At 69.7% G+C, this 20,867-nt stretch carries 20 protein-coding genes and 1 pseudogene; 8 read left to right on the top strand and 13 right to left on the bottom strand.

Features of this window, described 5'->3' with window-relative positions:
• Window positions 1-90 precede the first annotated feature (90 nt).
• Complete coding sequence (locus G537_RS0130435) at window positions 91-459, top strand: hypothetical protein (RefSeq protein WP_155888848.1); 369 nt, start codon at window positions 91-93, stop codon at window positions 457-459.
• A gap of 9 nt (window positions 460-468) precedes the next feature.
• Here the strand turns inward: G537_RS0130435 and G537_RS0130430 are convergent, their stop codons facing one another.
• On the bottom strand, window positions 469-2,073 hold the full coding sequence (locus tag G537_RS0130430; RefSeq protein WP_026873257.1) for a DHA2 family efflux MFS transporter permease subunit: 1,605 nt from the start codon (window positions 2,071-2,073) through the stop codon (window positions 469-471).
• Entirely contained in the window at window positions 2,070-3,158 is a 1,089-nt protein-coding gene (locus tag G537_RS0130425) for an HlyD family secretion protein (protein WP_034853527.1), read from the bottom strand. The genes G537_RS0130430 and G537_RS0130425 overlap by 4 nt, the downstream gene beginning before the upstream one ends.
• Window positions 3,159-3,291: 133 nt before the next feature.
• On the opposite strand from G537_RS0130425, the gene G537_RS40860 reads away from it, so the two are divergent.
• On the top strand, window positions 3,292-3,921 hold the full coding sequence (locus tag G537_RS40860; RefSeq protein ID WP_034853525.1) for a TetR/AcrR family transcriptional regulator: 630 nt from the start codon (window positions 3,292-3,294) through the stop codon (window positions 3,919-3,921).
• 11 nt (window positions 3,922-3,932) lie between these two features.
• Here G537_RS40860 and G537_RS42720 read toward each other — a convergent pair whose 3' ends face one another.
• The 7 genes and pseudogenes from G537_RS42720 to G537_RS0130395 all read right to left on the bottom strand — a co-directional run bounded on the left by G537_RS42720 (window position 3,933) and on the right by G537_RS0130395 (window position 10,007).
• Window positions 3,933-4,355, bottom strand: coding sequence for an endonuclease domain-containing protein (locus G537_RS42720; RefSeq protein ID WP_155888847.1), 423 nt, complete (start codon window positions 4,353-4,355; stop codon window positions 3,933-3,935).
• 129 nt (window positions 4,356-4,484) lie between these two features.
• Window positions 4,485-5,459: a quinone oxidoreductase family protein gene (locus G537_RS44565; RefSeq protein ID WP_026873255.1), complete on the bottom strand. Its 975-nt coding sequence runs from the start codon at window positions 5,457-5,459 to the stop codon at window positions 4,485-4,487.
• Between the two features lie 150 nt (window positions 5,460-5,609).
• Window positions 5,610-6,164: pseudogene (locus G537_RS44560) on the bottom strand (dienelactone hydrolase family protein); the annotation flags it as partial.
• Window positions 6,165-6,298: 134 nt separating this feature from the next.
• Window positions 6,299-6,703 (bottom strand): PIN-like domain-containing protein, encoded by a 405-nt coding sequence (locus G537_RS43260; RefSeq protein ID WP_081689154.1) that lies wholly within the window; start codon window positions 6,701-6,703, stop codon window positions 6,299-6,301.
• A complete protein-coding gene (locus tag G537_RS0130405) occupies window positions 6,700-7,383 on the bottom strand; it encodes a hypothetical protein (RefSeq protein WP_081689153.1) in 684 nt (227 codons plus the stop codon). The genes G537_RS43260 and G537_RS0130405 overlap by 4 nt, the downstream gene beginning before the upstream one ends.
• A gap of 114 nt (window positions 7,384-7,497) precedes the next feature.
• The gene (locus tag G537_RS40850) at window positions 7,498-7,998 is read right to left on the bottom strand and encodes a methylated-DNA--[protein]-cysteine S-methyltransferase (RefSeq protein ID WP_051249332.1); all 501 of its coding nucleotides are present in this window, start codon (window positions 7,996-7,998) and stop codon (window positions 7,498-7,500) included.
• On the bottom strand, window positions 7,995-10,007 hold the full coding sequence (locus tag G537_RS0130395; protein WP_026873253.1) for a thioredoxin domain-containing protein: 2,013 nt from the start codon (window positions 10,005-10,007) through the stop codon (window positions 7,995-7,997). Before G537_RS0130395 ends, G537_RS40850 begins: the two co-directional genes overlap by 4 nt.
• A 100-nt stretch (window positions 10,008-10,107) precedes the next feature.
• Between G537_RS0130395 and G537_RS0130390 the strand changes: the two genes are divergently transcribed.
• Both G537_RS0130390 and mnmE read left to right on the top strand, forming a co-directional pair.
• Window positions 10,108-10,353: a DUF6489 family protein gene (locus G537_RS0130390; protein ID WP_026873252.1), complete on the top strand. Its 246-nt coding sequence runs from the start codon at window positions 10,108-10,110 to the stop codon at window positions 10,351-10,353.
• A 64-nt stretch (window positions 10,354-10,417) separates the two neighbouring features.
• Window positions 10,418-11,737, top strand: a complete 1,320-nt coding sequence (gene mnmE, locus G537_RS0130385) for a tRNA uridine-5-carboxymethylaminomethyl(34) synthesis GTPase MnmE (RefSeq protein WP_026873251.1) — start codon at window positions 10,418-10,420, stop codon at window positions 11,735-11,737.
• Window positions 11,738-11,899: 162 nt separating this feature from the next.
• Here mnmE and G537_RS0130380 read toward each other — a convergent pair whose 3' ends face one another.
• Window positions 11,900-12,295 (bottom strand): GIY-YIG nuclease family protein, encoded by a 396-nt coding sequence (locus tag G537_RS0130380; protein ID WP_245579173.1) that lies wholly within the window; start codon window positions 12,293-12,295, stop codon window positions 11,900-11,902.
• 96 nt (window positions 12,296-12,391) lie between these two features.
• Between G537_RS0130380 and mnmG the strand changes: the two genes are divergently transcribed.
• Genes mnmG through G537_RS0130360 form a run of 4 tightly spaced genes read left to right on the top strand, consistent with a single transcriptional unit; the run spans window position 12,392 to window position 16,601 of the window.
• Window positions 12,392-14,263, top strand: a complete 1,872-nt coding sequence (gene mnmG, locus G537_RS0130375; protein WP_026873249.1) for a tRNA uridine-5-carboxymethylaminomethyl(34) synthesis enzyme MnmG — start codon at window positions 12,392-12,394, stop codon at window positions 14,261-14,263.
• A complete protein-coding gene (gene rsmG, locus G537_RS40845; protein ID WP_051249331.1) occupies window positions 14,250-14,864 on the top strand; it encodes a 16S rRNA (guanine(527)-N(7))-methyltransferase RsmG in 615 nt (204 codons plus the stop codon). The genes mnmG and rsmG overlap by 14 nt, the downstream gene beginning before the upstream one ends.
• 19 nt (window positions 14,865-14,883) lie before the next feature.
• On the top strand, window positions 14,884-15,690 hold the full coding sequence (locus G537_RS0130365; protein WP_026873248.1) for a ParA family protein: 807 nt from the start codon (window positions 14,884-14,886) through the stop codon (window positions 15,688-15,690).
• Window positions 15,687-16,601 (top strand): ParB/RepB/Spo0J family partition protein, encoded by a 915-nt coding sequence (locus G537_RS0130360; RefSeq protein ID WP_026873247.1) that lies wholly within the window; start codon window positions 15,687-15,689, stop codon window positions 16,599-16,601. The genes G537_RS0130365 and G537_RS0130360 overlap by 4 nt, the downstream gene beginning before the upstream one ends.
• Before the next feature lie 115 nt (window positions 16,602-16,716).
• Here the strand turns inward: G537_RS0130360 and holA are convergent, their stop codons facing one another.
• From holA to leuS, 3 genes are read right to left on the bottom strand one after another with little or no spacing between them, the layout of a single operon-like run.
• On the bottom strand, window positions 16,717-17,742 hold the full coding sequence (gene holA / locus G537_RS0130355; protein ID WP_026873246.1) for a DNA polymerase III subunit delta: 1,026 nt from the start codon (window positions 17,740-17,742) through the stop codon (window positions 16,717-16,719).
• The gene (lptE, locus tag G537_RS40840; RefSeq protein WP_034853523.1) at window positions 17,739-18,242 is read right to left on the bottom strand and encodes an LPS assembly lipoprotein LptE; all 504 of its coding nucleotides are present in this window, start codon (window positions 18,240-18,242) and stop codon (window positions 17,739-17,741) included. The genes holA and lptE overlap by 4 nt, the downstream gene beginning before the upstream one ends.
• Window positions 18,229-20,820: a leucine--tRNA ligase gene (gene leuS, locus G537_RS0130345; RefSeq protein WP_026873245.1), complete on the bottom strand. Its 2,592-nt coding sequence runs from the start codon at window positions 20,818-20,820 to the stop codon at window positions 18,229-18,231. The genes lptE and leuS overlap by 14 nt, the downstream gene beginning before the upstream one ends.
• Window positions 20,821-20,867 lie beyond the last annotated feature (47 nt).

The raw sequence follows: 20,867 nt of genomic DNA, 5'->3' as shown, positions 1-20,867 counted from the left end.
GCCATTTCAGGTCAGCGCTGCGCTGCGCCCCGGTTGACCGGACCCGCCGGCAATACCATTTCGCTGGCGAAACCAGCTGTGGGGATCGGCATGGCCAAGCTTCGTTCCAGCATCGCCCTCGTCCTGGCGCTGTCGGGCTGCGCCGGTCTGGCCCCGCCCTCGGCGACACCCGATCCGGCCCTGGCCGAAAAGGTCCGCGGCCTGATGGGAGACGACGTCTGCTCCGACCGTGTCGCAGGGGCGCTGGCGGCCTATCACCTTACGGCTGGCGGCATCTCCCGTATCGACCTGTCGCCGGTGCCGCCCCGCAGACAGGACGACTACAACCTGAGCAGCCAGCGCCAGGCCTGGGTCCGGCAGCCGAGCCGGCCCGGCGCGATCGTGGTGCAGTATGATCGGGGGAACTGCCGGATCGCGCAGGTCTACGCCCGGGACGGGGCGACGCTGCCGGCGGTCTGACGCCCGGGCTCAGTGCCCGCCGCCACCGCCGCCCGCCTGCTTCGGCGCGCGCAAGAGCGGCATCAGCAGCAGCCCGGCGTAGAACAGGAGCCCCATCAGCAGGAAGCAGTCGGCGAAGGTCAGCACCTGCGCCTGCTTCAGCACCATGTTGTCCAGCATCTTCACCGCGGCGAGATCCGGGTTGCCGAGGCCGGCGGCGGTGAACATCTGGCTGAGATTGTCGACCGTCGCCTGCACCTGCGGGTTTGTCAGGGTGACGTGGTCGGCGATGCGCGATCCGTGCAGCGCCGACCGTTCGATCATCACCGTGTTGATGCCGGCCAGGCCGAAGGCGCCGCCGAGATTGCGCATCAGGTTGTAGAGGCCGGACGCGTTCTTGATCTTGTCGGGCGGCAGGGTGCCGAGCGCCAGCGTGTTGATCGGCAGGAACAGCAGCATCAGCGACACGCCGCGGATCGCCTGCGGCCAGAACAGCTCCCAGAAGCTCCAGTCGGCGGTGATCCAGGTCATCATGTAGACCCCGGTGCCGAAGGCGACGAGGCCGATCGCCAGCATCAGCCGCAGGTCCAGCTTCTTCGACAGCGCGCCGGCCAAGGGCGCCGAGAGGAACTGGAACACGCCGGTGACGAACATGATCTCGCCGATCTGCAGGCTGTTCAGGCCGCGCACCCGGGCGAGGAACAGGGGCACGATGTAGACGGCGCCGTAGAGCCCGACGCCGATGATCAGGCTGTACAGGCAGCCGAGCGAGAAGTTGCGGTCGGCGAAGGCGCGCAGGTCGACGATCGGGTTCTTCGCGCTCAGCACCCGGGCGAAGAAGCCGATCCCGGCCAGCGACCCGATCACGGCGAAGGTGAAGATGGAATGGTCTTCGAACCAGTCCCAGCGCGGCCCTTCCTCGAACACGTATTCCAGGCTGCCGAGGAACAGCGCCATCAGCGCCAGCCCGGCGAAGTCGAAGCCCTTGAGCAGCTCGAGATTCGGCTTGTCGAACCTGACCAGGAACCACACCCCGGCGGTCACCAGCACGCCCGGCACGATGTTGATCAGGAACAGCCAGTGCCAGGAGAAGGCCTGGGTCAGGTAGCCGCCGAGCGTCGGCCCGATGGTCGGCGCCATGGTCGCGACCAGGCCGATCAGCACCGAGATGCCGGCCCGCCGCTCGGGCGGGAACAGGATGAAGGAGGCGGCGAAGACGGTCGGGATCATCGCCCCGCCGAGGAAGCCCTGCAGCGCCCGGAAAACGATCATGGATTCGATGTTCCAGGCCAGGGCGCAGGCCAGGCTGGACAGGGTGAAGCTGGCCGCCGAGATGACGTAGAGGATCCGGGTCGAGAGCAGGCGGGAGAGGAACCCCGACAGCGGGATCATCACCACCTCGGCGATCAGATAGGCCGTCTGCACCCAGCTGATCTCGTCCGGGCTGGCCGCCAGGCCCGCCTGGATCTCGCTGATCGAGCTGGAGACGATCTGGATGTCCAGGATCGCCATGAACATGCCGACGACCATGGTGAAGAACCCGATCGTCTCCCGCGTGCCGGCGCCGGCGCGCTTCGGCGGCGCGGCCGGTGCCGGGGCGGGAAGGGCGTCGGCGGTCGTCGCGTCCGCGGTCACCGCCGGAACTCGGCCGCCATGGCGGCACCGAAGATGCCGCTGGCCAGGAGCGGACCCGTGCCCTCCTCCCGCGTGTCGACCGAGACGCCGACCGACAGGCCGGGGCGCAGCAGGCCGCTGAGCTGGTTGTCGGCTGGGATCGCGATTCGCACCGGCACGCGCTGCACGATCTTGGTGAAGTTGCCGGTCGCGTTCTCCGGCGGCAGCAGGCTGAACTCGGCGCCGCTGGCCGGGGCGAAGCTCTCGACCTTGCCGGTCAGGGTCTTGCCGGGAAAGGCGTCGACGGACATCGTCACCGTCTGGCCGACCCGCATCTCGGACAGCTGCGTCTCCTTGAAGTTGGCGACGACATAGACGCTGGGCAGCGGCACGATCGACAGCAGCTGGGTGCCGGGCCGGACATACTGCCCGACCTCGACCCCCTTGTTGCCGACGACGCCGGCGACCGGCGCGTGGATCACGGTGCGGTCGAGGCTGATCTGGGCCAGGTCGACCGCGGCGGTCAGCCGCTCGATCTGGGCCTCGGCCTGCCGGCGCGAGGCCTGCAGGATCGCGGTCTGGCCCTGCTGGTTGGTCAGGGCCGCCCGGGCGCTGGCGAGCGCCGCCTCGGCACGCTTGTGGTCGGTGTCGGCGGTCTCGAAAGCCTGCTGGCTGCCGTTGCGCGTTTCCCAGAGCCGGCGCGCCCGCTCCAGGTCGTTGCCGGACTGGGTCAGGGTCGCCTCCGCCTGGTCGACGCTGGCCTTGGCCTGGGCGATCAGCGCGTCCTGCAGCGCCAGCTGCTGCTCGATCGAGGCCAGCGCCGCCTGCTGGGCCGACAGCTCCGCCTTCGCCTGGGCCAGCTGGGCGCGGTAGTCGCGGTCGTCGATGCGGATCAGCGGGTCGCCGGCCTTGACCATCTGGTTGTCGGTGACCAGCACCTCGACCACCGAGCCCTCGACCTGCGGGCTCAGCGTGGTGGTGTCGCTCTGCACATAGGCGTTGTCGGTGGTCTCGAGGAACCGGTCGACGGTCCACCACCGATAGCCGAAATAACCGGCAGCAGCGATGACGGCCACGGCGACGACGGCGATGAGGGGCTTGCGCATGGGAAGGGCAACCGACAGAGGGGTAAACTGAACCGTTCAGTCTTGTTGCCGGACGTTGCGGTTTGCTCTATCTCTTGTCAAGACCAAACTGAACGGTTCAGTTTAGCTCGATTCCTCCCGATCCCGTGTGCCGATGACCCGTCCCGACAGCGACACGCTTCCGCCGCCAGCTTCAGCCAGCCGGAAGCCCGACCAGATCCTGAAGGCGGCCCATGGCGTCTTCCTGGAGCAGGGCTACGGTGCGGCCAGCATGGATGCGATCGCGCGCGAGGCGGGCGTGTCCAAGGCCACGCTCTACGCCCATTTCGCCAGCAAGGAGGAGCTGTTCTCGGCGATCGTCGGCAGCGCCTGCCGGGCCTTCGAGCGGCTGGCGGCGATGTCGCCGCCGCCGGACGACCTGCGCGCCGCGCTGATGGAGGCGGGCGGCACGCTGCTGCGCTTCATCCTCAATCCGGACGTGGTCAAGGTGTACCGCAACGTGATGGCGGAGGCCGTGCGGTTCCCGGAGCTGGGCCGGGCGATGTACGAGGCCGGCCCGGGCCAGGGCAAGGCGCATCTGGCGAAGTTCTTCGCCGCCGCCACCGAGCGCGGCGTGCTGGCGGTGCCGGACCCGGAGCTGGCGGCCGAGCAGTTCGGCGCCATGATCCTCGGCCATATGAAGATGCGGCTCGAGCTCGGCATCGAGATCCCGAGCGAGGAGCGGATCGAGCGCGGCCTGAAGAGCGGCGTCGACGCCTTCCTGCGCGCCTATGCGGTGAAGTAGTCAGGCCTAAACTAAATACCACTCTCCCCCTCCCCTTGCGGGAGGGGGTAGGGGGAGGGGTTTGGCGCCGATTCGAACAAGCCGCGATAGGGTAAAGCGATCGGCCCCTCGGCCACCGCCGCGGTGATTGTCTCGACCACATCCGACAGACGATGGACGACCTGCTCATTGGTGAAGCGGATCACCCGGAAGCCCTGGCTTTCCAGCCATTGAGTCCGCCTGTCGTCGGCTTCAACAGTCAGCTCATGCGACGCTCCATCGACCTCGATCACGAGGCGTGCCGGCAGGCAGACGAAATCGACGATGTAGGTGCCCACCCGGAACTGCCGCCGGAACCGAAGCTCGCCGACCTTTTTGCCGCGCAATTGCCGCCACAGCATACGCTCGGCTTCAGTCGGATATCGGCGTAGGGATCGGACGAAAGGATCGGCCACCGAAAAACACCCCTCCCCCTCCCGCAAGGGGAGGGGGAGAGTGGATTGTGCGGTCGTCGCGGGGGCGAAATCCAGACCGGATCGGACTTGAGCGGCCGGCCGCCAGTTCGCGCTATGGAGGCCCGGCCCCTACGGCAGCAGCACCGTCGACCCGGTCGTCTTCCGCGCCTCCAGGTCGCGATGGGCCTGGGCGGCCTCGCGTAGCGGATAGGTCTGGTTGATCGCGATCTTCACCGCGCCGCGGGCGACCACGTCGAACAGCTCCGCCGCCGCGGCCTCGTGCTCCGCCCTGGTGGCGACGTAAGTGCCGAGCGTCGGCCGGGTCAGGTACAGCGAGCCCTTCTGCGACAGCACCAGCGGGCTGATCGGCGCCACCGGGCCGGAGGCGTTGCCGAAGGTCACCATCATGCCGCGCGGCGACAGGCAGTCGAGCGAGCCTTCGAAGGTGGTCTTGCCGACGCCGTCATAGACCACGGGCACGCCCTTGCCGCCGGTGATGGCGCGGACGCGGGAGACGAAATCCTCGGTCGTGTAGTCGATCACATGGTCGCAGCCGGCCGCCCGGGCGATCGCCACCTTCTCCGGCCCGCCGGCGGTGCCGATCACGGTGGCGCCGAGATGCTTGGCCCATTGGCAGGCGATCTGGCCGACGCCGCCGGCGGCGGCGTGGAACAGGATGGTCTGGCCCGGCTGCACCGGGAAGGTGCGGCGCAGCAGGTACCAAGCGGTCAGCCCTTTCAGCATGATCGCGGCGGCGGTGCGGTCGGTGACGCCGTCCGGGATCTTCACCACCTTCTCGGCCGGGATCACCCGTTCCTCGGAATAGGCGCCGATCGGGCCGTTGCCATAGGCGATCCGGTCGCCCGGCTTGAACTCCTCGACGCCGGGGCCGACGGCGATCACCTCGCCCGCCGCCTCCTGCCCGAGGGCGATCGGCAGGGCCAGCTTGTACAGCCCGGCGCGGTGATAGGTGTCGATGTAGTTCAGGCCGATCGCGGTGTGGCGGACGCGGATCTCGCCCTCACCGGGCGCGGGCACCTCGACCGGCTCCCAGCGCAGCACTTCGGGGCCGCCGTTCTCGTGGATGCGGATGGCGTGGACCATGATCGTCTCCTCAGCCGAGATGGGTCTTGAGGAAGGCGGCGGTGCGGTCGTTCGCCAGCTTGGCGCCGGCCGCGTCGTAATGCTCACCGCGCCGCGGGCGAAGGCGTGGTCGAGGCCGGGATAGGCATGCACCGTGACCGTCGGCAGCGACGCCATGCGGGCCCGGATCTCGGCCTGCGCCTCGGGCGGCACGAACCGGTCCTTCTCGGCGATGTGCAGCATCAGCGGCCGGGTGATGGCGCTGGCCTCTCCCAGCAGCTTGTCGATGCCCACGCCGTAATAGCTGACGGCGCAGTCGGCGTCGGAGCGGGTGGCCATCAGGAAGGCCAGGCGGCCGCCCAGGCAATAGCCCAGCGCGCCGGCGCGGCCGGTGCATTCCGGCAGGTCGCGCAGCGTGGCCAGCGAGGCGATCAGGTCCTCGACGCCGGCGGTCTCGTTGAAGCCGTTGAACAGGGCGAAGGCCTTGTCCCACTCCGCCTTCGACTGGTCGGTGATGTCGACGCCCGGCTCCTGCCGCCAGAACAGGTCGGGGCACAGGGCGACATAGCCCTGGGCGGCCAGGTCGTCGCAGATCTGCCGCATCACCGCGTTGACGCCGAAGATCTCCTGGATCACCAGGATGCCCGGCCCTGAGCCCGAGGCCGGCCGCGCGAGATACGCGTTGAAGCGGCCGCCATCGGCAGCGGTGATGGTGACTGTCGCCATGGATGCGCTCTCCCTCGAGCGTTGCGGTGGACGAAGCAATCGAAGCAATCGGGGTGGACGATAACCGCAGGCCGCTGCGCTTGTCACGGTGGGGACGGGACCAGACCGAAGGTGTCCGGATCCGGCCTGTTTGTCTAGGTCAGCACCTTGAATCGCCCTCGAAACTTGATGCTCATTTCGAGTAGAACCGGAGGATCGAAGCGAGCCATTGTTTCAACCAAGTCCGGCCATTGGTACAGGATAACAGCACACTGCTTGTGGAGAGGTGTCTTCTGATAGGCCGGCGCGAGGACGACACCCTTGAGTCCCGCCTGTCGGAAAGCAGCCCATTCGGCTCGATTGCGGCGTATCCGCCCGTCGCCGGTGAAGACAATCCAATCGTCCCGATCTGCGGCTAAGTACTCTATCCATTGGACATCAGTCGGATGGGTGAGAGGCAGATTTCGGACATGAATCGCCGAGTGCCCGTAATTGGCGATGTAGCCGTGAAGCGTGCTGGCCATCACGGGCGAGAGACAATTGTCGAAGAAGACCTTCATGCAGCCCGTTGAAGGAGGGCTGCCTCGAATTCAGCGGCTCGCTTCACGGCTGACGGTCTGACCTGCCAGGCGCGCGCTGCGGCCTCAATGCTACCTTCGGCCTGGACAGCCGCCGCCAGCGCGGCGGTCGGCACACCCGTCTCCTCGTCGATCGGCTGGCCAAAAGATCGGGCGGGATCGACGACGATTCCCTTGGCGCGGGATGCCGGCCACCAACGCCCGGGCGCGATACCGTCGAAATCGACGTCGGTCAGGCTCTGCTCGATGATTTTTTGGAAGGCGTACTGCCTGCGGAAGATGTCGACCAACTGCGCGTCACCATCCTCGCGAGCGATCTCGAGAAAGATGCTCCGGCCGTCGGTCCTGAACTTCGTCGTGGACAGCGGCCTCTCGTCGCCGACGAGCTTGGAGGCCTCGACGATGGCGCGGCGGATGGCGACGGCGCTCACACCCTTTTCCATGAAGGCGTGCGCCGTCCGCATCTCCATCAGGTCCCGGAAGCCGAGATAGACGTGGTCGTCGCCGAGATTGATCTGGGGATGCCAGAGCGGCTCGTAGCGCTTGCCTTTGACCGAGTGGCCCTTGAGCCAGCGGGCGATCTTGCCGGCGGGCACGCGGATCAAACGTTCGGCCTCCGCGGGCGTGTAGAGGCCGATTCCGAGAAGGGTCGATGGGGTCAAAGCCACCTCCGCCCGTCTTTATGCAGGGCGCGATTCCGCGGATCAAGCGCGGCCGCTGCGTCGACGGCCACAACTGCTTTCGATTCTAGCACGGACGTTGCCGGATTGTTCCCCTCAAAACCGTCCCCTGAATCCCTCGAACTCCAGCAGCCGGCGCTTCCGTTCGAGGCCGGAGGCGCTGCCGTAGCCGCCGAGGGCGCCGCCGGCGCCGATGACGCGGTGGCAGGGCACCAGCAGCACCAGGTCGTTGCGGCCGCAGGCCTGGCCGACGGCGCGCGGGCCGCTGTTCAGGATATGGGCCAGGCCGCCATAGGACGCCGCCTCGCCATAGGGAATGTCGATGATCGCCTGCCGCACCCGCGCCTGGAACGGGCTGGCGGCCGGCGCCATCGGCAGGTCGAAGCGCCGGCGATCGCCGGTGAAATACGCCTCGATCTGCCGGACCGCCTCACGCAGCAGCCGGTCCTTCGGCCGCGCATTGTCCGGCGGGTCCTGGACATGATCGACGGCGGCGACGACGCCGCCGGCCACGGTGATCCGCACCGGCCCGACCGGGGTGGCGATGGTGACGGTGGCGCGGTCCGCCGGAGCGAGGCTGCGAGTGGAGCGGGTCATGGTCCGATCAGGTCGAGTAGGGCATCCGGTTCGGTGACGGGAGCCTGGCACACCGGCCCGCGGCAGAGATAGGCGGTCGGCTTCCCGTCCAGCATCGCCTTGCCGGCGGCCGGGTGGCCCTCCGGCAGGACCGAGCCGGGGTCGAGCCGCAGCAGCATCCGGCCGGGCAGCGACCGGCCGTGCACCGCCCGCAGCAGCGCCCGGGTGGCGGGGTCGTCCTTCGCGCCGATGACCACGATCTGCAGCGGCTCCATCCGGTCCTCGGCCCGGTTCAGCCAGGTGGCGAGCGGGATGAAGTTGCGCTGCAGCTCGCCGGTGAAGGCGGCGATCAGGGAATCGGCGCGCAGGGCGTACAGCCGGTCGCCGGTCAGATTATGGAGACGCGTCAGCACCCCGAGCATGGTGCCGTTGCCGGACGGGACCGCGGCGTCATAGGCGCTCTTGGTGCGGACGATCAGCGCTTCGCCGTCATCCGCGGTCAGGAAATAGCCGCCGCGGCCGCCGTCCCAGAAATGGTCGTCGAGCACCGCGGTCCAGCGTCTTGCGTGGTCGAGATAGGCGGCCGTTTCGGCCGCTTCGTGCAGGGCCAGCGCGGCCGCGGCCATGTCGGCATAGTCCTCGAGCAGGCCGGGCGCTGTTGCTTTGCCCCGACGCCAGGCATGCGCCAGGCGGTCCCCCTGCCCGAGCTGGCGGACCACGGCGGCGAAGGCGGTCTCGGCCAGCGCGAGCCATTCCGGTCGGTCGAAGGCCTGGGCGGCGCGGGCCAGCGCCGCGATCATCAGCCCGTTCCAGTCGGCCAGCACCTTGTCGTCCCAGCCTGGCCGTACGCGTACACCCCGGCGCTCGAGGAGTACGGCCCGGTCCTCCGCCAGCGCAGCCTCGGTCTCCGCGTCGCGCAGCGCCGGGTCGCGGCGGCGGTTGAGGATGGTCTTGCCTTCCCAGTTGCCGTCCGGCGTCACGTCGTACGCCTGCTTGAACGCGGCCGCACGTTCACCCAGCGCGGCGTCGATCTCGGCCTCCGTCCAGACGTAGAACCGGCCCTCCTCGCCCTCGCTGTCGGCGTCCAGCGTCGCGGCGAAGGCGCCTCCCTCGGCGATCATCTCGCGCTCGATCCACGCGACCGTCTCCTCGACCCGGGAGGCGTACAGCGGGTCGCGCGTCTCCTGCCACGCCAGGGTCAGGAGGTCGATCAGCTGGGCATTGTCGTACAGCATCTTCTCGAAATGCGGCGCCAACCACTCCTCATCGGTGGAATAGCGGGCGAAGCCGCCGCCGAGATGGTCGTAGATGCCGCCCTGGCTCATCGCCGTCAGGGTCCGCAGCACCGCGTCGCGCCATTCCGGCCGGCGCGACCGGCGCCAGCCCCGCCACAGCAGCTCGAGGATGCTCGGCTGCGGGAATTTCGGGGCGCCGCGCATTCCGCCCCAGAGCGGGTCGAACTGGCCGGCCAGCCGCTCCGCCACCTGGTCGAGCACGTTGAGGTCGAGCCCGGCGCCGGGGGCATTCTCCGAATGCTTGGCCAGGGCCTCGGTCAGGGCGGCGACGTTGCCGGTCACCTTCTCCGGCTCATTGGCATAGGCGGCGGCCAGGGCGTGCAGCACGTCGGTGAAGCCGGGCCGGCCCCAGCGGCTGGTCGGCGGAAAATAGGTGCCGCCCCAGAAGGGTTGGCCGTCCGGGGTCAGGAACATGGTCAGCGGCCAGCCGCCCTGCTGGCCGAGCATCGCCAGCGCCGTCTGGTAGATGGTGTCGACATCCGGCCGCTCCTCGCGGTCGACCTTGATCGACACGAACAGCTCGTTCATCACCGCGGCCGTGGCCGGGTCCTCGAAGCTCTCATGCGCCATCACATGGCACCAGTGGCAGGCGGCGTAGCCGACCGACAGCAGCACCGGCTTGTTCTCGGCGCGGGCGCGGGCGAAGGCCTCCGGCCCCCAGGGCTGCCAGTCCACCGGATTGTCGGCGTGCTGCAGCAGGTAGGGGCTGGTCTCCTGGGCGAGGCGGTTCGGCATCTCGAAATCCCGGTCTGTGGGGCCGGCCTGTGGTGGAGCTGCGGCCAGCGGCTATACTCCCCTGCCACGATAACGCCGCCAACTCCCCAGGAGGATCCCGATGAAGGTCTCGATCGATATCGACTGCACGCCGGAGGAGGCGCGCGCCTTCTTCGGCCTGCCGGATGTCGGCCCGATGCAGCAGGCGCTGCTGAAGGATATGGAGGAGCGGATGCGCGCCAATCTCGCGGCAATGGAGCCGGAGGCGCTGTTCAGGACCTGGCTGCCGGCGAGCATCGAGGGGTTCGAGACGCTGCAGCGCGCCTTCTGGCAGAGCATGACCGGCGGCAAGGGAGGCAAGTCCTGAGCGTGCGGATGCGAGCGGATGGGTGTGTTTCACGTGAAACATCGGCCGGCACCGGCCTCGCTTCATGACGAGCCGTGACACCATCTTCGCCCCGACGACCCCCGCCGGCCGCGGCGGCGTGGCCGTGATCCGGATCTCCGGCGTCGCCGCCGGGCCGGCGCTGCGGGCCCTGACCGGACGCCCCCTTCCCGCCCCTCGCCTGGCGACGCTGGCGGAGCTGCGCGACCCGGCCGACGGCGTGCCGCTCGACCGCGGCCTCGTGCTCTGGTTCCCCGGCCCCGCCAGCTACACCGGCGAGGATGTCGTCGAGCTGCATCTGCATGGCGGCCGGGCGGTGACCCGCGGCGTGGTCGAGGCGCTGGCCCGGCTGCCGGGGCTACGCCCGGCCGAGCCGGGCGAGTTCACCAGGCGCGCCTTCCTGGCCGGCAAGCTCGACCTGACCGAGGCCGAGGCGGTGGCCGACCTCGTCGATGCCGAGACCCGGGCCCAGCGGCTGCAGGCGCTGCGCCAGCTCGGCGGCGCGCTCGGCCAGCTCTATGAGAGCTGGCGCGCGTCGCTGATGCGGGCGCTGGCCATGACCGAGGCGGCGCTCGACTTCCCGGATGAGGGATTGCCGCCTGACCTGGCGGCGGAGGCGGAGCGGGCCGTGGCCGAGGTCTCGGCCGCGATCGCCGCCCATCTCGACGATGCCGGCCGGGGCGAGCGGCTGCGCGAGGGCGTGCACATCGCCATCCTGGGGCCGGTCAATGCCGGCAAGTCCAGCCTGCTGAACGCGCTGGCCCGGCGCGACGTCGCCATCGTCTCCGACCGGCCGGGCACCACCCGCGACGTGGTCGAGGTGGCGCTCGACCTGCGCGGCTACCCGGTGGTGCTGGCCGACACGGCGGGGCTGCGCGAGACACTCGACGAGATCGAGGCGGAGGGCATCCGCCGCTCGCACCGCCGTGCCGCCGAGGCCGATCTGCGCCTGGTCATCCGCGATGCCGCCGAGCCTGTATCCTCCGATCCGGCCTTGGGTCCGGGGCCCGATACGATCCGCGTGGTCAACAAGATCGACCGGCTGCCGGACGCGCCCCGGGCGGCGGACGAGATCGCGATTTCGGTGCGCACGGGCGCCGGGGTCGACCGGCTGCTCGACGCCGTGGCCCATGCGGTGGAACGGCGGCTGACCGGCGACGGCTCCCCCGCCCTCACCCGTGCCCGCCACCGCGCGGCGCTGGAGGATGCGCGCGACGCCCTGGCCCGGGTGCCGGCGGCGCCCCTGCCCGAGCTGGCGGCGGAGGATCTGCGCCTGGCCCTGCGCGCCCTCGGCTGCATCACCGGCCGGGTCGATGTCGAGGACATGCTCGACGTCCTGTTCGGCAGCTTCTGCATCGGGAAGTGAGATGTTTCACGTGGAACATCGGCGGGTGAAGCCGGCTGCGATAGCGTGAATGGATTGCTTCGTCGGCTTCGCCTCCTCGCAATGACGGTTGGGGAGCGCGGCCCGGTTCCTCCTCGTCATTGCGAGCGAAGCGAAGCAATCCATAGCGATCTACCGGCAGGGTCAGACCAAGCCTGGATAGAGGTCTCGCCACTCGGGGTTCAGGACCTGGATCAATGCGAGTTTCTTCTCTCGCGATCCACCCTTGATCTGCTTCTCTCGCGCGATCGCCTCCTTCATCGACGGCAGGGTCTCGTACCAGACCAGGATCTTGCAGCCATACCGCGATGAGAAGCCTGGGACTGTGCCTTCCCGATGCTGATGGATGCGCCGGAGCAGATCCGAGGTGACGCCGGTGTAAAGCGTGCCATAGGGCCGGTTCGCTGTGATGTAGACGGCTGGCTGCATGAGGGATTGCCGGTATTCTGTATTGGAAGCGAAGCGGCCGGTGCCGTGGATTGCAGTGACGGCGGGGGAGCGGTCCAGCCGCCCTTCGTCATTGCGAGCGAAGCGAAGCAATCAATCACGAGCCCCTCGGCCGCGATGTTTCACGTGAAACACGCTGTCCGTTCCCGCATTTGACCCCGCAGCGCCGTCTCCGTAAAGTCCGCCGCCATGGAACAGTATGATGTCATCGTGGTCGGCGGCGGTCACGCCGGGTGCGAGGCGGCGGCGGCCGCGGCGCGGTTCGGCGCGCGCACGGCGCTGGTCACCCAGCGGCTCGAGTCGATCGGAGAGATGTCCTGCAACCCGGCCATCGGCGGGCTGGGCAAGGGCCATCTGGTGCGCGAGATCGATGCGCTGGACGGCATCATGGGCCGGGTGATCGACCGCGCCGGCATCCAGTTCCGGATCCTCAACCGCAGCAAGGGCCCGGCGGTGCGCGGCCCCCGCGCCCAGGCCGACCGCAAGCTGTACCGCCGGGCGATGCAGGCGGTGCTGGCCGAGCAGTCCGACCTCGATCTCGTCGCCGGCTCGGTCGAAGACCTGACCTTCGATTCGTCCGGCGCCGTCTCCGGCGTGACGCTGGCCGACGGCCGGATGCTGGCCGCCGGAGCCGTGGTGCTGACCACCGGCACCTTTCTGCGCGGCCTGATCCATATCGGCGAGGAGAAGCGGCCGGCCGGCCGGGTCGGCGACGCGCCGTCGATCGGCCTGGCCGAGACGCTGCACCGGCTGGGTCTCACCCTCGGCCGGCTGAAGACCGGCACGCCACCGCGGCTCGACGGCCGCACCATCGACTGGGCGGCGCTGGAGGAGCAGAAGGGTGACGACCCGCCGATCCCCTTCTCCGACCTCACCGACCGGATTACGGTGCCGCAGGTCTCCTGCTTCATCACCTACACCACGCCGGCGGCGCATGAGCTGATCCGCGCCAATCTGCACCGGGCGCCCATGTATTCCGGGCAGATCGACAGCGTCGGCCCGCGCTACTGCCCCTCGATCGAGGACAAGGTGGTGCGTTTCGCCGACAAGGAGCGGCACCAGATCTTCCTGGAGCCGGAGGGGCTGGACGACCCGACGGTCTATCCGAACGGCATCTCCACCTCCCTGCCCCGCGACGTGCAGGAGGGGCTGGTGCGCGGCATCCCGGGGCTGGAGAAGGCCACGATCCTGCGCCCCGGCTATGCCATCGAGTATGATTTCGTCGATCCGCGGCAGCTCGACCGGTCGCTGATGCTGCGGGCCGTGCCGCGGCTGTTCCTGGCCGGCCAGATCAACGGCACCACCGGCTATGAGGAGGCGGCGGCCCAGGGCCTTCTGGCCGGGTTGAACGCCGCCCGCGCCGTCGCCGGCAACGAGCCGCTGCTGCTCGACCGGGCCGAGGCCTATATCGGCGTGATGATCGACGACCTGGTGACCCGCGGTGCGCCCGAGCCCTATCGCATGTTCACCTCGCGCGCCGAGTACCGGCTGGTGCTGCGCGCCGACAATGCCGACCAGCGCCTGACCGCCCGCGGCATCGCCGCCGGCTGCGTCGGCGCCGACCGTCAGGATCTCTTCGCCCGGAAGACCGCAGCGCTGGAGGCGGCGCGGCAGCGGATCCGGTCCCTGTCGCTGACCCCGACCGAGGCGCGGCGGCACGGCCTCTCGGTCAATCAGGACGGCATCCGCCGCGACGGCATGGACCTGCTGCGCTATCCCGGGATCGACCTGACCGCCCTGGCCCGGATCTGGCCGGAGCTGGCGGAGTGGCCGGAGGCGGTGGCGGAGCAGATCGAGACCGAGGCGAAATACGCCGGCTATCTCGACCGGCAGGAGGCCGATATCCGCGCCTTCCGCCGCGACGAGGGGCTGGCCCTGCCGGCTGAGCTCGACTTCGATGCGATCGGCAGCCTGTCGACCGAGATCCGCCAGATCCTGAAGCGCTCCCGGCCGCCGACGCTCGGCGCGGCGGCGCGGCTGCCGGGCGTGACCCCGGCGGCGCTGGTCGCGCTGCTCAAGCATGTCCGGCGCGAGGGGGAGGACCGGCGTGCCATCGGCTGAGGCGGCGTTTCCAGCGCCCCCGGATCTCGCCGAGAAGCTCGACCGCTACGAGGCGCTGCTGTGGAAATGGCAGGGGGCGATCAACCTGGTCGCGCCGTCGACCCTGCCCGATCTGAGGCGGCGGCATTTCGAGGATTCGCTGCAGCTGGTGCCGCTGATCCCGGTCGGGGCGAAGACCCTGGTCGACCTCGGCAGCGGCGCCGGCTTCCCCGGGCTGGTGTTGGCGCTGGCGACCGGGCTGGAGACGCATCTGATCGAGAGCGACCAGCGCAAGGCCGAATTCCTGCGCAGTGTTTCACGTGAAACAGGGGCGCCGGTGACGGTGCATGCGCGGCGGATCGAGCAGGTCGCCCCCTTCCCTGCCGATGTGGTGACGGCCCGCGCCCTCGCCGCCCTGCCCGTCCTCCTCGATTACGCCGCCCGATTCGCCGGCCCGCGCACCGTCGCGATCTTCCCGAAAGGCCGTGCCGCCGAGGCCGAATTGGCCGCTCTTGATTTGACCACCTTGGCGCCTTCACCGAAGATGACCATCGACCTCCATCCGAGCCGGACCGATCCGGACGCCGTGCTCATCCGCATCGAGGGGTTCGCCCGTGGCTGACGACGCCCAAACGACGATCATGAGCGCGGAGGCCGAAGCCCCCCGCCTCACCCGCACCATCGCCATCGCCAACCAGAAGGGCGGCGTCGGCAAGACCACCACGGCGATCAACCTGGCCACCGCCCTGGCCGCCGTGCGCAAGCGCGTGCTGGTGATCGACCTCGACCCGCAGGGCAACGCCTCGACCGGCTTCGGGCTGCCGCGGGCGAAGCGCGGTCTCGGCTCCTATGACCTCTTGTTCGGCAACACCAGCGTCGCCGATTCGGCGGTCGCGACCGAGGTGCCGGGGCTGGACCTGATCCCGGCCTCGGTCGACCTCGCCGGCGCCGAGGTCCAGCTGGTCGAGGCGGTGCGGCGCGAATACCGGCTGCGCAGCGCGCTCCGGCCCCATGCCGACGGCTACGACTACATCCTGATCGACTGCCCGCCCTCGCTCGGCCTTCTCACTCTCAACGCGCTGACCGCGGCGGATGCCGTGCTGGTGCCGCTGCAATGCGAGTTCTACGCCCTGGAGGGGCTCAGCCATCTGATGCGGACGATCGAGCGCGTCCGCAAGGCCTTCAACCCGGCGCTCGAGATGCAGGGGATCGTGCTGACCATGTATGACCGGCGCAACAACCTCTCCGACATGGTGGCGCGCGATGTGCGCCAGCATCTCGGGGCCAAGGTGTACGAGACGGTGATCCCGCGGAACGTGCGGGTCTCCGAGGCGCCGTCGCACGGCAAGCCGGTCTTGGTCTACGACCTCGCCTCCTCCGGCGCCCAGGCCTATGTCCACCTCGCCTCCGAGATGTTGAAGCGCGAAGAGCAGAGGAGCGCGGCATGAGCGCGGCCGAGAGCAGCCCCCGTCGCCGCCCCAGCCTGGGCCGCGGCCTCGACGCCCTGTTCGGCGAGGCCGAGGAGGCCGATATCGCCGCCGCCAGCGCGCCGGGAGAGCCGCGGGCGCCGCGCAGCCTGCCGATCGAATTCCTGAGCCCGGGGCCGTTCCAGCCGCGGCGGAAGTTCGACGACGCGGAACTGGACCGGCTGGTCGAGTCGATCCGCACCCAGGGCGTGCTGCAGCCGCTTCTGGTCCGGCCGGTCGAGGGCAAGCCCGACCGCTACCACATCATCGCCGGTGAACGCCGTTGGCGCGCGGCGCAGAAGGCCAAGCTGCACGAGGTGCCGGTGGTGGTCCGGCCGATGTCGGACCGCGAGGCGCTGCAGATCGCCATCATCGAGAACGTCCAGCGCCAGGACCTGACGGCGCTGGAGGAGGCCGAGGGCTATCAGCGGCTGCTCGACGAGTTCGGCCTGACCCAGGAGGAGGTGGCGCAGGCGGTGGGCAAGAGCCGCAGCCACATCGCCAACACGCTGCGCCTCCTCGACCTGCCGGACACGGTGCTGGCCCAGCTGCAGGAAGGGCTCCTGACCGCCGGCCACGCCCGCGCGCTGCTGGGCTGCCCGGACCCGGAGGCGGCGGCGCGGACGGTGATCGCCAAGGGGCTGAACGTCCGCCAGACCGAGCAGCTGGCCCGCGACGCCCGCGAGCAGCCCTCCCCCGCCCCGTCCCGGCCGGCGATGCGCGATCCGAACATCGTGGCGCTGGAGCGGGACATCGAGACCCGGCTGGGCTACAGGGTGAAGATCGACACGCAGAACAACAACACCAGCGGCACGATCCACATCCAATGGAGCAACCTGGACCAGTTCGCCGCCCTGCTGAAGCGGCTGCAGGGCACGAAGGAGAAGTGGTAGGGCCTTTCCCCTCATTGTCATGCCCGCGCCTGACCCGGCATCCGGAAGATGTCGAGGCTCTCTGGATTGACGGGTCAAACCCGGCAATGACAGGATTCTAACCGACTGAAATCGTTCAGTTTTTCCTTGCAACCGCTCGCGCGATGCGCAGCAGCGTCGCGGCGCAGACGGTTTCCGGCGGGCGGCCGGTGCGCTTGCATTCGGCCTCGGCCTCGATCAGGCGGCGCAGCGCCTCGCCGATCTGGTCCTGGTTCCAGCGCCGGACCTGGCCGCGGATCGCCGCCTTGGCCTTGAAGAACACCGGCGGCCGCAGCGCCGCCATCGCGGCGTCCGGCGCGTCGCCGCCGTCGATCATCACCGCCAGCTGGTGCAGCCGCAGGAAGTGGCGCTGCACCGCGCGCAGGATGCCGATTGCCTCGCCGCCCTCCGACAGAAGCCGGCCGAGGGAGCGGTCGACGCCGGCCAGGTCGCCATCGGCCACCGCCATGGCGAGATCGTCCAGCGAGCGTTCGGTGGCGTCGCCGATGCAGGCGCGCACCGCCTCGACATCGATCCGACCGCCCTCCCCGACATAGGCGATCAGCTTCTCGACCTCGCGCCGGGCGATCTGGCGGTCGCCGACCAGCAGCGCGGCCAGCATCTGCTCGGCCTCGCCGTCGGCCGAGACCTTGGCGTCGGCCAGCATGCGGTGGATGAAGCGGCCGATCGCCTCCTCATCCGGCATGTAGCAGGCGATGGCGGCCGCGGCCTCCGCCCCCTCCGCCAGCTTGCGCAGGGCCGAGCGCGGCGTCAGCTCGTCGGCCTCCAGCACCACCAGCGTATCGGTTTCGCCGCCCGCGAGGACGGCCTCGAGCGCCGGCGCCACCGCATCGGTCGCGTCCCGCACCCGCACCAGGCGGCGGCCGCCGGTCAGCGACAGGGCGAAGACCTCGTCGACCAGCCGGGCCGGGTCGCGGCCGATCTCGGCCGCCGGCAGCTCCGCGACGCGGAACGGGTCGGTCGGCGGGTCGATGACGCCGCGGGCGAGCGTGTCGGCATAGTCGCGCACGGCGCCGGCATCCGGGCCGTACAGCAGCACCGCGCGGATGCCGGGATCGGGCCGCCGGACGAAGCTGTCGATCCGGTTCGGCGGCAGCTTCACGGATGCCGGTCGAAATAGAGAGCGAGGCGGGTGCGGATGTCCTCGCCGAGCGAATGCAGCGCCCGCTCGCGCGCATCGCGTTCGCCGACCAGCGTCGTGTACTGGTCGGCCAGGATGTTGAAGCTGGTGATCTCCGTGACCGAATCGGAGAAGACCGGCTGGCCGGTCTTGCGGTCGGTCAGCACGAAGCTTGCGGTCAAAGTCAGGTTCTTGCGGGTCGTCGTCAGGTCGCTGATCAGGTTGACGTCCTGCTGCGATTCCACGAGCGAGACGCCAAGGTCATAAGCCGGCTGGGCCGGCCGGCCCTGCGGGTTCAGGGTTCGGATCAACTCCGTGCGCAGCACCTGGCCGGACCGGTCGCCGATGACGCCGACATTGACCTGCGCCAGCCGATCGGACATCGCGGCGCCGACCGAGTTGGTGCCGTAGAGCGGTCTGAGCCCGCAGGCCCCGAGCGCAAGGATCAGGAGCAGCGGTGCTGCGAGTCTAACCCACGACATTGACGATCCTGTTCGGGACGACGATGACCTTGCGCACGGTGCGGCCTTCGAGCGCGCGGGCGACGTTGGCGTCGGCCAGCGCGGCTTCGCGCGCCGTCGCCTCGTCCGCATCGCGCGGCAGCACGATGGTGGCGCGCAGCTTGCCGTTGACCTGGACCGCCACGGTCGCGGTCTCGTCGACCAGCAGCGCCGGATCGGCCTTCGGCCAGGGCGCGTCGGCCAGGAGGCCGTCATGGCCCAGATGCTGCCACAGCGCCTCGCCGATATGCGGCACCATCGGACCGATCAGCCGGACCACGCCGTCGAAGGCCTCGCGCAGCGCCCAGGCCTCCCCCTGCCCCGTGCCGCCCGATTCTCCGGCGATCTTGCCGATCAGGTTGGTCAGCTCACGGATGCGGGCCACCGCCTTGTTGAAGTGGAACCGCTCCAGATCCTCTCCGACGCCGGCAATGGTCTTGTGCAGCGCCCGGCGCAGCCCCTCGGCTGCGGGGCTGAAGCCGTTCGGCTGCGGCGTCCCGGCCGCCGGCAGCGCCACCGGGCTCTCGGTCACCAGTCGCCACAGCTGCTGCAGGTAGCGCCAGGCGCCCTCGATGCCGGCCTCGGTCCATTCCATGTCGCGGTCCGGCGGGCTGTCGGACAGGATGAACAGCCGCGCCGCATCGGCTCCGTAGGTGTCGATGATCACCTGCGGGTCGACCGTGTTGCGCTTGGACTTCGACATCTTCTCGATGCGGCCGGCGGTGACCGGGCCGCCGTCGGCCAGCTTCGTCCAGTTGCCCTGGTCGTCGCGCGTCACGTCGGTCGGGTACAGCCAGGCGCCCTGGGCGTCGCGATAGGTCTGGTGCGTGACCATGCCCTGGGTGAACAGCCCGGCGAAAGGCTCGTCGATGCCCAGATAGCCGCAGCGCTTCAGGGCGCGGACGAAGAAGCGCGAATACAGCAGGTGCAGCACCGCATGCTCGATGCCGCCGACATACTGGTCGACCGGCAGCCAGCGGTCGACTGCGGCGCGGTCGAAGGCCTGGGCGCTGCGCGGCGAGCAGAAGCGCGCGAAATACCAGGAGCTTTCGAAGAAGGTGTCGAAGGTGTCGGTCTCGCGCCGGGCCGCGCCGCCGCAGCTCGGGCAGGCGACGTGCTTCCAGGTCGGATGCCGGTCCAGCGGATTGCCCGGCTGGTCGAAGGTCACGTCCTCCGGCAGGGTCACCGGCAGCTGGTCCTCCGGCACCGGTACGATGCCGCAGGTCTCGCAATGGATGATCGGGATCGGGCAGCCCCAGTAGCGCTGGCGCGACACGCCCCAGTCGCGCAGCCGGTAGCGCACCGTCCCCTCCCCCGCCCCGCGCTGCTGCAGGGCGGCGATGACGATGTCCTTGGCCTCGTCGACCGAGATCGGGCGGTCCGGCGTCAGCGGACCCAGATCGTAGGCGAAGGCGCCGTCGGTGTAGACCATCGCCTCGGCCTGGGCCGCGCCGTCCGGCCGGTCCACGCCGGCCGGCCACAGCACCGGCGTGATCGGCAGGCCGTAGGCACGGGCGAAGTCGAAATCGCGCTGGTCATGCGCCGGGCAGCCGAAGATGGCGCCGGTGCCGTATTCCATCAGCACGAAATTGGCGACATAGACCGGGACGGTGAAGCTGGGATCCAGCGGGTGGACGGCCCGCAGCCCGGTGTCGATGCCGCGCTTCTCCTGCGTCTCGATCGCGGCCTCGCTGGTGCCGCTGCGGCGGCATTCGGCGACGAACTCGGCCACGGCCGGGTTGGCGCGGCCGATCTCGTCGGCCAGCGGGTGGTCGGGCGATACGGCGCAGAAGCTGGCGCCGAACAGCGTGTCCGGCCGGGTGGTGAAGATCTCCAGCCCGTCCTCGCGCCCCTGCAGCCGGAAGGTGACGCGGGCGCCGACCGACCGGCCGATCCAGTTCTCCTGCATCAGCCGCACCCGCTCCGGCCAGCGCTCCAGCGTCGGCAGCGCGGCCAGCAGGTCGTCGGCGTATTCGGTGATGCGCAGGAACCACTGGTTCAGCTTGCGCCGCTCGACCGGCGCGCCGGAGCGCCAGCCGCGACCGTCGATCACCTGCTCATTCGCCAGGACCGTGTTCTCGACCGGGTCCCAGTTGACCCAGGATTCCTTGCGGTAGGCCAGGCCCGCCGCCAGGAAGTCGAGGAACATCTTCTGTTCGTGGCGGTAGTAGTCCGGGTGGCAGGTCGCGATCTCGCGGTCCCAGTCCAGCGACAGCCCCATGGACTGCAGCTGGGTGCGCATCGCCGCGATGTTCTCGTAGGTCCAGGCCGCCGGATGGGCGCCGCGCTCGATCGCCGCGTTCTCCGCCGGCAGGCCGAAGGCGTCCCAGCCCATCGGGTGCAGCACGTCGAAGCCCAGCGCCCGGCGGTGCCGCGCCACCACGTCGCCCAGCGTGTAGTTGCGGACATGGCCCATATGGATGCGCCCCGAGGGATAGGGGAACATCTCCAGGACGTAGTATTTCGGCCGGTCGCCGAGCGTCTCGAGCCGAAAGGTGCCGCGCTCCCGCCACACGGCTTGCCAATGCGCCTCGGTTTCTCGGTGGTTATAGCGGGACATCTCGATGCTCTGGTGCCGGAAAACCTAGGCATTTACAGGGAAAGGGC

This window comes from Inquilinus limosus DSM 16000, assembly GCF_000423185.1.
GTDB lineage: Bacteria > Pseudomonadota > Alphaproteobacteria > DSM-16000 > Inquilinaceae > Inquilinus > Inquilinus limosus.
Note: the sequence above shows the minus strand (reverse complement) of the source record. Positions and strands in the feature narration are given on the sequence as shown.